General features: G+C 71.1%; 11 protein-coding genes and 1 riboswitch. Of the genes, 7 read left to right on the top strand and 4 right to left on the bottom strand.

The window, feature by feature from the left end:
- Positions 1-174 precede the first annotated feature (174 nt).
- Both BMY97_RS35350 and BMY97_RS35345 read right to left on the bottom strand, forming a co-directional pair.
- Positions 175-966 carry a hypothetical protein gene (locus tag BMY97_RS35350; RefSeq protein ID WP_091625852.1) on the bottom strand — a complete coding sequence of 264 codons (792 nt, stop codon included), beginning with the start codon at positions 964-966 and terminating at the stop codon, positions 175-177.
- A 5-nt stretch (positions 967-971) separates the two neighbouring features.
- Positions 972-2,807, bottom strand: a complete 1,836-nt coding sequence (locus BMY97_RS35345; RefSeq protein ID WP_091625849.1) for a serine/threonine-protein kinase — start codon at positions 2,805-2,807, stop codon at positions 972-974.
- A 287-nt stretch (positions 2,808-3,094) separates the two neighbouring features.
- On the opposite strand from BMY97_RS35345, the gene BMY97_RS35340 reads away from it, so the two are divergent.
- The 4 genes from BMY97_RS35340 (at position 3,095) to BMY97_RS35325 (ending at position 6,599) form a co-directional block, all read left to right on the top strand.
- Positions 3,095-3,364, top strand: a complete 270-nt coding sequence (locus tag BMY97_RS35340) for a DUF3040 domain-containing protein (protein WP_091625846.1) — start codon at positions 3,095-3,097, stop codon at positions 3,362-3,364.
- An 81-nt stretch (positions 3,365-3,445) separates the two neighbouring features.
- Positions 3,446-4,474, top strand: coding sequence for a DNA polymerase IV (locus BMY97_RS35335; RefSeq protein ID WP_091625843.1), 1,029 nt, complete (start codon positions 3,446-3,448; stop codon positions 4,472-4,474).
- Between the two features lie 95 nt (positions 4,475-4,569).
- Positions 4,570-4,650, top strand: a riboswitch (S-adenosyl-L-homocysteine riboswitch).
- Positions 4,651-4,824: 174 nt separating this feature from the next.
- Positions 4,825-6,285 (top strand): adenosylhomocysteinase, encoded by a 1,461-nt coding sequence (gene ahcY / locus BMY97_RS35330; protein WP_091625840.1) that lies wholly within the window; start codon positions 4,825-4,827, stop codon positions 6,283-6,285.
- A 158-nt stretch (positions 6,286-6,443) separates the two neighbouring features.
- Complete coding sequence (locus BMY97_RS35325) at positions 6,444-6,599, top strand: DUF6131 family protein (RefSeq protein WP_091625970.1); 156 nt, start codon at positions 6,444-6,446, stop codon at positions 6,597-6,599.
- A 240-nt stretch (positions 6,600-6,839) separates the two neighbouring features.
- Here the strand turns inward: BMY97_RS35325 and BMY97_RS35320 are convergent, their stop codons facing one another.
- Both BMY97_RS35320 and ku read right to left on the bottom strand, forming a co-directional pair.
- Positions 6,840-7,052 (bottom strand): hypothetical protein, encoded by a 213-nt coding sequence (locus tag BMY97_RS35320; RefSeq protein WP_091625836.1) that lies wholly within the window; start codon positions 7,050-7,052, stop codon positions 6,840-6,842.
- A 148-nt stretch (positions 7,053-7,200) separates the two neighbouring features.
- A complete protein-coding gene (ku, locus tag BMY97_RS35315) occupies positions 7,201-8,073 on the bottom strand; it encodes a non-homologous end joining protein Ku (protein ID WP_091625833.1) in 873 nt (290 codons plus the stop codon).
- Positions 8,074-8,233: 160 nt separating this feature from the next.
- Here ku and BMY97_RS35310 point away from each other — a divergent pair, with 160 nt between their 5' ends.
- The 3 genes from BMY97_RS35310 (at position 8,234) to BMY97_RS35300 (ending at position 12,902) form a co-directional block, all read left to right on the top strand.
- On the top strand, positions 8,234-8,878 hold the full coding sequence (locus BMY97_RS35310; RefSeq protein ID WP_245787662.1) for a TetR/AcrR family transcriptional regulator: 645 nt from the start codon (positions 8,234-8,236) through the stop codon (positions 8,876-8,878).
- Positions 8,879-8,992: 114 nt separating this feature from the next.
- Positions 8,993-10,726, top strand: a complete 1,734-nt coding sequence (locus BMY97_RS35305; protein ID WP_091625828.1) for an ABC transporter ATP-binding protein — start codon at positions 8,993-8,995, stop codon at positions 10,724-10,726.
- Between the two features lie 274 nt (positions 10,727-11,000).
- Positions 11,001-12,902 carry an ABC transporter ATP-binding protein gene (locus BMY97_RS35300; RefSeq protein ID WP_177231691.1) on the top strand — a complete coding sequence of 634 codons (1,902 nt, stop codon included), beginning with the start codon at positions 11,001-11,003 and terminating at the stop codon, positions 12,900-12,902.
- Positions 12,903-12,967: the final 65 nt, after the last annotated feature.

Below are 12,967 nucleotides of genomic sequence, written 5' to 3'. Positions count from 1 at the left end.
CCCCGCGCGCCGGACAGCCCCACCGCACGCCGCGAGGCTAACCGGGACCGCCGGGACCCCTCCCGGATCCGCGAGCGCCCGGCCCCGCCGCCGGGCGGCAGCACGGAAAGCGCCCCGATGTGACGTTCGGTGGCACGGCCGTTGAGGGTGGCGGCGGGCCAGCGCGAGCGCGGCTCAGCCGTCCCCGGCCACGTCCAGCAGGGCCAGGTCCGGCGGCACCAGCGAGGTGGACAGCAGCAGCTCTTTGACCAGGTTGTCGTTGAGGGAGTTGCCCACCGGCTCGCCGACTTCTTCACGCGTCAAGCCCGCGACGCCCGCGCGCGCCAGCCTCGCGCGGACGGCGACCACGAGGTGCTCCACGCGTTTCGACGTCCAGCCGGCCGACGGGTCGAGCTCGGCCAGCTGCTCGGCGACCTGGCGCCAAGCCATCGGCTGCGGGTAGGGCTGCTGCAGCAGGTACCGCTGCGCCAGCGACACCAGCGCCAGCCGCTCTTCCGGGCTCAGCCGCCACATCCGCGGGGGCTCGGTGACGTCCTGGGGCCTCGACTCCGGCCGTCGCCCGTCCGCGCCCGCGACGTACAGCTCCAGCAGGTGCTCGCGGTCGGACGAGCCGCGGACGAACACCGCCGTGTAGCCCTCGGGCAGCGGCACCGGCTCCTCCTCGGGGAAGAGCAGGCGCGCGCCGGGCAGCCGGATCGGCAGCCGCCCGGTGTTGTGCATCCACCACGCGTCACCGCGGCACAGCAGGAAACCCTGGTGGCGGCTGACTTTCCGGTCGTCCTCGCCGACGCACACGTGCACGTCCTCGCGGTTGCGTCCGAAAAGGACCTTCCGGCCGTCGCGCGGCGGCATCCGGACGCCGCCGGTCACGGCGAGCGCGAAAACCGTGCCGGGGGCCGCCGCCGGCACCCCGTAGGCGAGGCTGCCGTGGTCGGCGCCCAGCGGCTCGGCGCCCTTGGCGCGCATGGCAGTCACGGCTTCGGCAGTTTCGCGACGACGTCGCCGGCCAGCGCGGTGGCGGGGGTGCAGAGCCGGTCCGACGGCGGGTCGCCGTGCACCACGACCTTGATCTGCTCGACGGCCGCCTCGCCCGTGGCGTCGGTGTACTGCCGGTACACCAGCAGTGCCTGGCAGGTCTTGGGCGCGAAGTCGTCGGTCTTGGTGTAGACCTCCCGCCCGGCGACGTGGACCAGCTGCCCGGTGTCCGGCCCCGGCGGCTGGTCCCGGTCGAACAGCACGGTGACCGCGCGGGTGGTCGCGTCGCTGTCCCAGTCACAGCCCCAGTTGCCGAACCCGGGCTGCACCCGCACCGGCGCGGTGACCCCCGCGGTGCCCGAGAGCGCGGCCTGGTCCAGCAGCGTGCACGCGTTGAGCTGGGCGAGCGAACCCGCCGGGTACGGCGTCGTGCGCGCCGGCACGCCCGCGGCGGCGAGCACCTTCGTGGCCGAGGCGACGGCGATGTCGGCCGCCTTGCAGACGTCGAGGGTGTCGCCCTGGTCGTCGCTGACGTCGATGCGCACCAGGTACTGGTCCTGCAGCTGCACCAGCCGGGTGCAGTCGCCGTCCTGCGCCGGGTCGCCGAACACCGAGAACGGGCCCGAGCGGGTGCGCTGCCCGGCGGGCGCGCCGCCGTCGGCGGGCGGGTCCAGCAGCTCGACCTTGACGTCGGCCTGCTGGTCCCCCCCGTCGCTGTTCTGGCCGCGCTGGATGATGACGTCGCAGCGGTCGAAGTTGCCGTAGTCCGGGTCGACCGCGGCAGTGCCGAACGGCTTCAGCGGCGCCGCGTCGGCCAGGCGGCACGGGTCGGCCTCCCCCGGGTTCGCGCCGATGCCCAGCACCGCCGGCTTGACCGGGACCGCGGACGGGCCCTGCGCGGCCGGCTGGTCCGGGGAGCGCACGAACACCAGGAACGCGGCGGTCACCACTATCACGGCAGCCACTACTGCCCCGCCGACCAGGAGCCCGCGGCGGCGCGCGCTGTGCCGGCGTCGGCGCGGCGGCGCGGGCGGCAGCCCTTCGAGGCCGCCGGCCAGCAGGTCGCGGGCCGCGGCGGAGGTGGGCCGCTCGGCGGGCGCGAACCGCATCAGGCCGGTCAGCACCGGGGCCAGGCCGCCGGCGTTGCGGGGCTCCGGGACCGGCCCCTCGGCGGCCTGCCGGATCGTCGCGTACTCGTTGCCCCCGCTGAACGGGGGCGACCCCTCGACCGCGGAGAACAGCGTGGCACCCAAGGAAAAGACGTCGGAGGCGGCAGTCGGCGGGTGCCCCTGCGCGACTTCCGGCGCGAGGTAGCCGGGGGTGCCGCCGATGAGCGGCGAGTCGGTGATCGTCTCGTCGGCGCGGACCGAGCGCGAGATGCCGAAGTCGGTGAGCTTGGCCAGGCCCTGCTCGGTGATCAACACGTTGCCGGGCTTGACATCGCGGTGCACGATGCCGCGGTCGTGCACCGCGGCGAGCGCGCCGGCGAGCTGCACGCCGATCTCGGCCACGGTGCGCACCGGCAAGGCGCCTTCGGCCGAGACGATCTCGGCGAGGCTGCGCGAGGGCACGTACTCCATCACGATCCACAGCTCGTCGCCCTCGTTGACGACGTCGTAGAAGGTGACCACGTTCGGGTGCTGCAGCCCGGCGGCGAGCCGGGCCTCGCGGCGCAGCGTGCGGCCACTCACGGCGTCGGATAGACGTGCCTGCTTGAGCGCCACCACGCGGTCGAGGCGCTCGTCCCGCGCCCGCCAGACCACGCCCATGCCCCCGGTGCCCACCCGGCCCAGCAGCCGATAACGCTCGGCGATCAGCTGGTCACCCTGCACCGACGCTCCCCTCGGCGTGGTCCGACCCTGTGACGTGACTCGCAGTAACGATACTGCATCCCCCTGTGTAACGACCACCCGCCCGGGCCGGGCGTCACCGCCGGGTCGCCCGACCGGCCGATCAAGTGTCCACAGTGCACGGTCACGAGGCCCGGGCGGCCACCGAGCCGCGGTATAGGACGTTATACGCCTTGCGACGGCCGGGTGAATCGGCCGTGGGGCGGTTGGCGGAAGGCCGGCCGGGGTACCTGCCCGTCGTGCCGGCAGGCCGGGCGAAGGAGACTTCCATGCTCAGTCACCATGATCGCAGCGAGCTGGAGAAGATCGAGCGCTGGTTCGAGGCCAGTGACCCCGAGCTGGTGGCCGCGCTGCGGGAGGGACGGCCCGCCCGGGGCCGCGGGCTGGTCACCGTGCTGCTGGTCTCGCTCGACGTGGCCGCGGTCGCGCTGCTCGTCGCCGGCCTCGCGACCACCAGCCCCGTGCTCACCCTGTGTGCCCTGCTCGCCGCGGCGGGCGGGGTGACCGCGCATCTCGTCCGGCGACACCACCGGATCTGACCGGCGCGGATCTGACGCGCACGGTTCTGACGGCGCCGCTTCGGCAGGCGCGAACGAACCCGCGGCGCGCACACTGGGGGCGTGTCCGCCACGGCCTGGGTCCTGCACGTCGATCTCGACCAGTTCATCGCCGCGGTCGAGGTCGCGCGGCATCCGGAGCTGCGCGGCCGTCCCGTGGTGGTGGGCGGCAACGGCGATCCGGCCGAGCGCGCGGTGGTGGCCACCGCGTCGTACGAGGCCCGCGAGTTCGGGGTGCGGTCCGGCCTGCCGCTGCGGCTGGCCGCGAAACGCTGTCCCGAGGCGGTTTTCCTGCCCAGCGACCCGCCCGCCTACCAGGAGGTCTCCGACCGCGTGATGGCGCGGCTGCGCGAGTTCCCGGTGGTGGTCGAGGTGCTCGGCTGGGACGAGGCGTTCCTCGGCGTGGCCACGGACGACCCGGAGGGGCTCGCGGCCGAGGTCCGTCACGGTGTCGCCGAGGCGACCGGGCTGTCCTGTTCGGTCGGCATCGGCGACAACAAGCTTCGCGCCAAGCTCGCCACCGGGTTCGCCAAGCCGGCCGGGATTTTCCGGCTGACCCAGGCGAACTGGTGGGACGTGATGGCCGGGCGGGCGCCCGACGCGCTGTGGGGCATCGGCCGCAAGACGGCCAAGAAGCTCGAAGAGGCGGGCTGGACGACCGTGCTGGAGCTGGCCGGCGCCGACCCGGCCGACCTCGCCTCGCGGTTCGGCCCCCGCCTCGGCCCGTGGTACCGGCTGCTCGCGGGCGGGATCGGCGACGCCGAGGTCACCGCCACCCCGTACGTCGCCCGCTCGCGCGGCCGCGAGACGACCTTCCAGCAGGACCTGACCGACGCGGGCGCGATCGCCGAGCAGGTCGGCCTGCTGGCCGGCCGCGTCGCCGAAGACGTCGCGGCCGAGGGGCGCCCGGCGGCGCGCGTCGAGGTGAAGGTGCGCTTCGCCCCGTTCCTCACCCACACCCACAGCGTCACGCTGCCCGAGCCGACGTCCGACGCCGGCGCCATCGGGCAGGCCGCCCGCGAGGTGCTCGGCCGGTTCGAGCTGACCCGGCCCGTGCGGCTGCTGGGCGTGCGGGCCGAGTTCCCGCGGTGACCCGCGCTTCATGACCCGGCTGCCCGCTTGACAGCGCCGCGGGGCCCTTGCCACAGTGGGATTCGGGAATCATTGCGCCGCCCTGCGGCGCGTTGCGGGCCGAGAGGCGCTGCGACGGGGTCATCGACTCCGCCACGCTCGGCCCGCGATCACCGAGAGAAGGGCGCCTCCTGCGAAGGAGGCGCTTTTTTGTCGTCCGCCAAGGAAATCCCCGCGCCGGACGCCGTCCGCGCCTCCTGAAACCCCGGGCCCGAACCCCTGGCGGCAGCCGGGCACTTCGCTGCCGCCGCGTTCCGTCGTGCCCGAAAACCCTTGTGCCCCTTTGATTACCGAGGAAGTGAGCACCAGACATGAGCCCCACCCTGCGGAACCTCAACGGCGTCGAGTTCGCCGTGGCCGACCTGGCGCTGGCCGAAGCGGGCCGCACGCAGCTGCGGCTGGCCGAGCACGAGATGCCGGGCCTGATGGCGATCCGCCGCGAGTTCGCCGGAGCGCAGCCGCTCAAGGGCGCGCGCATCGCCGGCTCGCTGCACATGACCGTGCAGACCGCGGTGCTGATCGAAACCCTGGTCGCGCTCGGCGCCGACGTGCGCTGGGTGTCCTGCAACATCTTCTCGACGCAGGACGAGGCCGCGGCCGCCGTGGTGGTCGGCCCCGGCGGCACGCCCGAACGGCCCGAGGGCACACCCGTGTTCGCGTGGAAGGGCGAAACCCTCGACGAGTACTGGTGGTGCACCGACCTGCTGTTCCGGTTCGCCGGCGGCCAGTCCCCCAACATGCTCCTCGACGACGGCGGTGACGCGACCCTGCTCGTCCACAAGGGAGCGCAGTTCGAGGCGGCGGGCGCGGTGCCGCGGCCGGCCGCGGACGACCCGGACGAGTACGCGATCGTCCTGCGCACGCTCGCCGAGAGCCTTGCGCAGGAACCGAAGCGGTTCACCCGCATCGCGGCCGAAGTCCGCGGCGTCACCGAGGAGACCACCAACGGCGTCAAGCGGCTCTACAAGCTCGCCGCCGACGGCGAGCTGCTGTTCCCGGCGCTGAACGTCAACGACTCGGTGACGAAGTCCAAGTTCGACAACAAGTACGGCATCCGGCACTCGCTCGTGGACGGCCTTAACCGCGCCACGGACGTGATGATCGGCGGCAAGCTCGCCGTGGTCTGCGGTTACGGCGACGTCGGCAAGGGCGCCGTCGAAGCGCTGCGCGGCCAGGGCGCGCGCGTGGTGGTCACGGAGATCGACCCGATCTGCGCGCTCCAGGCCGCGATGGAGGGCCTGGACGTGGTCGAGCTGGACGACGTCGTCGAGCGCGGCGACATCTTCCTCACCACCACCGGCAACTTCGGCATCATCTCGGCCGCCCAGATGGCTCGCATGAAGCACAACGCGATCGTCGCGAACGTGGGCCACTTCGACAACGAGATCGACATGGCCGGGCTGGCGAAGACGCCGGGCATCACCAAGATCGAGATCAAGCCGCAGGTGCACGAGTGGCGTTTCCCGGCCGGCAATTCCATCATCGTGCTCTCCGAGGGGCGGCTGATGAACCTCGGCAACGCGACCGGGCACCCGTCGTTCGTCATGTCGAACTCCTTCGCGAACCAGGCGATCGCGCAGATCGAGCTGTTCACCAAGCCGGACCGGTACCCGGTGGCCGTGCACCGCCTGCCCAAGCACCTCGACGAGAAGGTCGCGCGCCTGCACCTGGACGCCCTCGGCGTGCGGCTGACGAAGCTCACCAAGGCCCAGGCCGAGTACGTCGGCGTGGACGTGGAAGGCCCGTACAAGCTGGACCACTACCGGTACTGAGCCCGGCACCGTCCGGTCCGGCATTGGGCCGAACGCGAGCCGGACTGCTCCGATCGTCCCCGTTTCGGGGCGGGTGGGAACGGCCATCCTCCTGGAGTGCGCACTCGAAGCCCGGCAGCTCGCCGGGACCGCGTAACCAACGAAGGAGAGTGCAAACCGTGATCGTTCTCGGGATCATCCTGCTCGTCATCGGCTTCATCGCCAGCATCCCGGTCCTGTGGACCGTGGGAATCGTCCTCGCCGTGGCCGGGGCCGTGCTGGCGGTGGTCGGCAGCACCGGCCGTCGCATCGGCGGCCGCGCCCACTGGTACTGAGCCCGCACCGGCCGGGAAACCGGCGGAAAGTAAAGGGTCCTCCGGCTCCGAGGGGGAGGGAGAGCCGAAGGACCTCGTTAGTGTTAGCACATCGCCAAGCAGAATGTACACAGCTGCATACACGATCGGGTAAGGATCACCGGCCGGGCCGGGTCACCGGGGCCGGACACCGTGAAGGCCTCCTTCACCGCGTGCGACGCGGGCAAGGAGGCCTTCACGGTCACTGGGCCGCGGGAGGGCTCAGGAAGCCTGCCGGAGCACCGTCTCGCGTTCGGCGGGCAGCGTGCACTCGCAGCCGCCGTCGACGGTGTGGCAGTCGATGATCAGGCCGTGCCGGATCCGGTCCGGATCCGCGCAGCCGGGGTCGGCGCACTCGGTGAACCCGCCGTCCGGGTGAACGATCAGGGTGCCGTGACAGTGGTCGATGCCGCTGGTGCAGAACGCGCACTCCATGCTCAGGCCGCCTTCCGCGCAAATACTGGGGTTCTCGCCGGACACTTTTCTTAGTAGCACCGGGGAGCGCCGGAGTCTGGCATACCGGCGGCGTGTCGCCGTCACCCGGTCCGGTGCTCTGGCGGCCGAACAGCGTGACCCTCGGCCGTCAGGCGCTCTTCGGCCGCCGGGTGCGGGTGGCCGGCTTCTTCGCGGCAGGCTTGCTTTCGACTTCGTCGGCCGAGTCGGCTTTCGCGGGCTTGCGCGTCTTCTTGGCGGCGGAGACGCTCGCCTCCAGGGCGGCCATCAGGTCGAGCACGTCGGCCTTCGCGCCGACGGCGCCGGGCTTCGCGGTCTCGTTTCCGGCCACCTTCTCCTCGATCATCGCTTCGAGGGTCTCGCGGTAGTGGTCGGAGTACTTCTCGGACTCGAAGACCGGCTCGGCGAGCGAGTCGATCAGGGAGCCGGCCATGGTCAGCTCCTGCGGGCGCACCTGGGGCGGATCCTCGCGCAGGAACGGGAAGTCCGGGGTGCGCACCTCGTCCGGCCACAGCATCGTGGTCATCACCAGCACGTCGCCGTGCACGCGCAGCAGCGCGAGGCTCTCCCGCTGCCGCACGGCCACCTTGGCGACCGCCACGTGGCTCGCCTTCTGCAGCGCGTCACGCAGCACCAGGTACGGCTTCACCGCGTTCTTCTGCGGCTCCAGGTAATAGGTCTTGTCGAACTGGATCGGGTCGATCGACTCCAGCGGCACGAACTCGAGCACGTCGATGGTGCGCTGCGTGGACAGCGGCAGCGCGGCGAGGTCGGCGTCGGTGAGCACCACCATCTCGCCGTCGGGCAGCTCGTAGCCCTTGGCGATCTCGGCGTAGGGCACCTCCTGCCCGTCGACGGTGCAGAACCGCTTGTACTGGATCCGCCCGCCGTCGGCCTCGTGCACCTGGCGCAGCGAGACGTTCTTGTTCTCGGTCGCCGCGTACAGCTGGATCGGGATGCTCACCAAGCCGAACGAGACCGAGCCCTTCCACATCGCCCGCATGCCGCGCACCTCCGCCGTTGGCCGGACCGTACTCACGCTCGGTAACAACCGTAGCCCGGATCGCCCGGTCATGACAGTCGCGCGAGCGGAAGACCGTGGCCGAAAAGTGCGGGCCGCGCAGCTTTTTTCGGGGCGCGCACTTTTTTGCTACACTGCGGGCATGCCCCCCGAGTCCGCTCCCGTCATGAGCCTGCGCGAGCGCAAGAAGCGCGCCGCGCGAAAGGCGCTGGCGAGCACCGCCCTGCGCCTGGCGATGGAGCGTGGCATGGACCAGCTGCGGGTCGAAGACATCGCGAGCGAAGTAGGGGTCTCGCCCCGCACATTCAACAACTACTTCGCCAGCAAGGAGCAGGCGGTCTGCTCCTTCATCGTCGAACGCCAGGAGCGCATCCGCGACGCGCTGCTCGAACGTCCGGCCGACGAGCCGCTCTGGGACGCCATCATCAACGCCACCGCCGTCCAGCACCTGCGGGAGGAGCAGCCGCGACGGGAGGACGTGCACCGGATCCGCGAGATGCTGCACAACCACGGCCTCTTCGGCGAGATGTTGCGCGCCCACGCGGACTCGGAACGGCTGCTGGCCGATGCGCTGGCCGAGCGCGCGGGCGAGGGGACAAACCCGTTGCACGCGTGCATGCTGGCGGGGATCGTACAGAGCGCGTCCCGGATCGCCTTCCAGACGTGGATGCAGAGCGAGGACGAGCACTCGCTCCTGCCGATCTTCGTGGAACTCCTGCGCGAGGCCGCGGCCGGGATGCCCGAACTGACCGCGGTGGCCGCCGGGGCCACCGCGCCGGCGTCGTAGCGGGGGCTGCGCCCGGCGCCGGCAAGGCAGCACCAGAGTCACCGGAACAGCGAGAGTCACCCGGAACAACAGAGTCACCGAACCGAACACCACCACCTGGGGGAGAACACGCCCGTGTTGATCCGTCTGCTGCGCAGTCATCTGCGCCCCTACCAAGCCACCCTGTGGCTCGTCGTCCTGTTACAGCTGGTGCAGACCCTTGCCGCGCTGTACCTCCCGACGCTGAACGCCGACATCGTCGACAACGGCCTCGTGAAGGGCGACACCGGCTACATCATGCGGATCGGCGGCGTGATGCTGCTGATCACCCTCGTGCAGATCGCCGGCTCGGTCGGCGCCGTCTACTTCGGCGCGCGCACCGCGATGGCGCTCGGCCGCGACGTCCGCGCGTCGGTGTTCCACCGCGTGCAGGACTTCTCCGCGCGCGAGGTCGGCCACTTCGGCACGCCGTCGCTGATCACCCGCACCACCAACGACGTCCAGCAGGTCCAGATGCTGGTGCTGATGACGCTGACGCTGATGGTGTCCGCGCCGATCATGTGCGTCGGCGGCATCGTGCTGGCGCTGAACCAGGACGTGCCGCTCTCCAGCCTGCTGCTGGTCGCCGTGCCGGCGCTGGCCATCGCGGTCAGCGTGATCATCGCCCGGATGCGCCCGGCGTTCCGGCAGATGCAGGTGCGCATCGACAAGATCAACCAGGTGATGCGCGAGCAGATCATGGGCATCCGGGTGATCCGCGCGTTCGTCCGCGACAAGCACGAGCGCGAGCGCTTCGGCCGGGCGAACGACGAGCTGCTCACCGTTTCGCTGCGGGTCGGCCGGCTGATGGCCCTGATGTTCCCGACCGTGATGCTGGTGGTGAACGTTTCGAGCGTCGCCGTGCTGTGGTTCGGCGGGCACCGCATCGAGAGCGGCGAGATGCAGATCGGCGCGCTGACCGCGTTCCTGGCCTACCTGCTGCAGATCCTGATGTCGATCATGATGGCCACCTTCATGTTCATGATGGTGCCGCGCGCCGAGGTCAGCGCCGAGCGGATCAGCGAGGTGCTGGACACCGAGTCCAGCGTCGTCCTGCCGCTCGAGCCCGTCTCCCCCGGCGCCGTGCACGGCCACCTGGAGCTGACCGGCGTCGAGTTCCGGTATCCCGGCGCGGAGAAGCCGGTGCTGGAGGACATCTCGCTGCTGGCCCGGCCCGGGGAGACCACCGCGGTGATCGGCAGCACCGGCAGCGGCAAGACCACGCTGCTCAACCTGATCCCCCGGCTGATGGACGCCACCGAGGGCACCGTGCGCGTGGACGGCGTCGACGTGCGCGAGCTCGACGCGGGAGTGCTCGCGTCGGCGGTCGGCATGGTGCCGCAGAAGCCGTACCTGTTCGCCGGGACGGTGGCGAGCAACCTCCGTTACGGCAAGCCGGACGCCACCGAGGAAGAGCTGTGGCACGCGCTGGAAGTGGCGCAGGGCAAGGACTTCGTCGAGCGGATGCCCGAGGGGCTCGACTCGCCGATCGCCCAGGGCGGCACCAACGTCTCCGGCGGCCAGCGCCAGCGCCTCGCCATCGCGCGGATGCTGGTGCACAAGCCGGGCATCTACCTGTTCGACGACTCGTTCAGCGCGTTGGACTACGCCACCGACGCGGCCCTGCGCCGTGCGCTGGCCGACGAAACCCGCGAAGCGACGGTGGTCATCGTCGCGCAGCGGGTCAGCACCATCCGGAACGCCGACCGCATCATCGTGATCGACGAAGGCCGCGTCGTCGGCACCGGAACCCACCACGAACTGATGGACGGCAACGAAACGTACCGGGAGATCGTGCTTTCGCAGCTGACCGAGGCGGAGGCAGCGTGAGTACACAATGCGAAGCACCACTCGCGGTGCCGACTGGGTGCGGGTATCCCGCAAGACACAGAGGCAGCGTGAGTACACAATGGCGAAGCACCTCCTCGCGGTGCCGACTGGGTGCGGGTATCCCGCAAGGCACGGAGGCAGCGTGAGTACCGAGAATCAACCCAGTGAGGGTAGCGCGCCCGGCGAGGGCGGCGTCGCCACCGAAGTCGGCGAGCGGCCCACGGCGGCGCGCACCAACCGGCCCGGCCAGCCGACCGCGGGCCCGGGGCGGTTCATGGCCGCCGGCGCGCCGGCCGAGAAGGCGCTGGACTTCATGGGCTCGATGCGCCGGCTGCTGCGGCTGCTGCAGCCCCAGCGGGCGGCGCTGGCCGGGGTGCTGGTGCTCGGCGCGCTGAGCGTCGCGATGACCGTGGTCGGGCCGAAGGTGCTGGCCCAGGCCACCGACCTCATCTTCGCCGGCGTGATCAGCAAGGGCCTGCCCCCGGGCGCCACCAAGGAGGGGGTGATCGCGGGGCTGCGGGCGCAGGGCAACAGCACGCTCGCGGACCTGTACACCCGCGTCGACCTGATGCCCGGCCAGGGCATCGACTTCGGCGCCGTCGGCCAGATCCTGATGATCGTGCTGGCGCTGTACGTGGTCGCGTCGTTCTTCGGGCTGGTCCAGGCCCGGCTGACCACCCGGCTGGTGCAGAACGCGGTGTACCAGCTGCGCCGCGACGTCGAGGAGAAGTTCGCCCGGCTGCCGTTGCGCTACTTCGACCGGCAGCCGCGCGGCGAGGTGCTCAGCCGCGTCACGAACGACATCGACAACCTGGCGCAGTCGCTGCAGCAGACGCTTTCGCAGATCGTCACCTCGCTGCTCACGGTGGTCGGTGTGCTGGTGATGATGTTCCTGATCTCGCCGCTGCTGGCGGTGATCGCGCTGCTGACCGTGCCCGCGTCGGTGTTCGTCGCGGCCAAGGTCGGCAAGCGCGCGCAGCCGCAGTTCATCAAGCAGTGGTCGACGACCGGGCGGCTCAACGCGCACATCGAGGAGATGTACACCGGCCACTCGCTGGTGAAGGTCTTCGGCCGGCGCGCGGAGGCCGAGCAGGTGTTCAAGGAGCACAACGACACCCTGTACACCGCCAGCTTCCGGGCGCAGTTCATTTCCGGCACGATCCAGCCGGCGATGATGTTCATCGGCAACCTGAACTACGTGCTGGTGGCGGTCATCGGCGCGCTGCGCGTCGCGTCCGGCAGCCTCTCGCTGGGCGACGTGCAGGCGTTCATCCAGTACTCGCGCCAGTTCAGCCAGCCGGTCACGCAGATCGCCAGCATGGCGAACCTGCTGCAGTCCGGCGTGGCCTCGGCCGAGCGGGTGTTCGCGCTGCTCGACGCCGAGGAGCAGGAGCCCGAGCCCGCCGAGCCGGCCCGCCCGGACCCGGTGCGCGGCCGGGTCGAGTTCCACGACGTGTCGTTCCGCTATCTGAAGGACACGCCGCTGATCGACGACCTGTCGCTCACCGTGGAGCCCGGCCAGACCGTGGCGATCGTCGGGCCGACCGGCGCCGGCAAGACCACGCTGGTCAACCTGCTCATGCGGTTCTACGAGATCGACGGCGGCCGGATCACCCTCGACGGCGTCGACATCGCGAAGATGGACCGCGAGGAGCTGCGCGACAAGACCGGCATGGTGCTGCAGGACGCGTGGCTGTTCGGCGGCACGATCGCGGAGAACATCGCCTACGGCGCCGACGACGTGACCCACGAGCAGATCGTCGAGGCGGCGAAGGCCACCCACGTCGACCGGTTCGTGCGGACGCTGCCGGAGGGCTACGACACGGTGATCGACGACGAGGGCGGCACGGTCAGCGCGGGCGAGAAGCAGCTGATCACGGTGGCGCGGGCGTTCCTGGCGAAGCCGGTGATCCTCATCCTCGACGAGGCCACCAGCTCCGTGGACACCCGCACCGAGGTGCTCATCCAGCGGGCGATGAACACGCTGCGCGCCGGGCGCACCAGCTTCGTCATCGCGCACCGGCTCTCCACCATCCGCGACGCGGACGTCATCCTGGTGATGGAGTCCGGGCACATCGTGGAGCAGGGCGACCACGAGACGCTGCTGCACTCGGGCGGCGCGTACTCCCGGCTGTACGCGGCGCAGTTCGCCGAGGCGATGGCCGAGACGGACTGACCCTCCACAGAGGACACGAACGCCCGGGGCCGCTTCGGTGGCCCCGGGCGTTTCGCCGTGCCCGT

Source organism: Amycolatopsis saalfeldensis, assembly GCF_900110575.1.
In the GTDB taxonomy this organism is placed as follows: domain Bacteria; phylum Actinomycetota; class Actinomycetes; order Mycobacteriales; family Pseudonocardiaceae; genus Amycolatopsis; species Amycolatopsis saalfeldensis.
This window is presented reverse-complemented; position numbering and strand designations above follow the sequence as displayed.

Coding starts and splice junctions, on each gene's coding strand:
- BMY97_RS35300 (WP_177231691.1), top strand. CDS start 11,001: ATGGCCGCCGGCGCGCCGGCCGAGAAGGCGCTGGACTTCATGGGCTCG.
- ku (WP_091625833.1), bottom strand. CDS start 8,073: ATGCGGGCGATGTGGAAGGGCTCGGTCTCGTTCGGCTTGGTGAGCATC.
- BMY97_RS35310 (WP_245787662.1), top strand. CDS start 8,234: ATGCCCCCCGAGTCCGCTCCCGTCATGAGCCTGCGCGAGCGCAAGAAG.
- BMY97_RS35350 (WP_091625852.1), bottom strand. CDS start 966: ATGCGCGCCAAGGGCGCCGAGCCGCTGGGCGCCGACCACGGCAGCCTC.
- ahcY (WP_091625840.1), top strand. CDS start 4,825: ATGAGCCCCACCCTGCGGAACCTCAACGGCGTCGAGTTCGCCGTGGCC.
- BMY97_RS35340 (WP_091625846.1), top strand. CDS start 3,095: ATGCTCAGTCACCATGATCGCAGCGAGCTGGAGAAGATCGAGCGCTGG.
- BMY97_RS35320 (WP_091625836.1), bottom strand. CDS start 7,052: ATGGAGTGCGCGTTCTGCACCAGCGGCATCGACCACTGTCACGGCACC.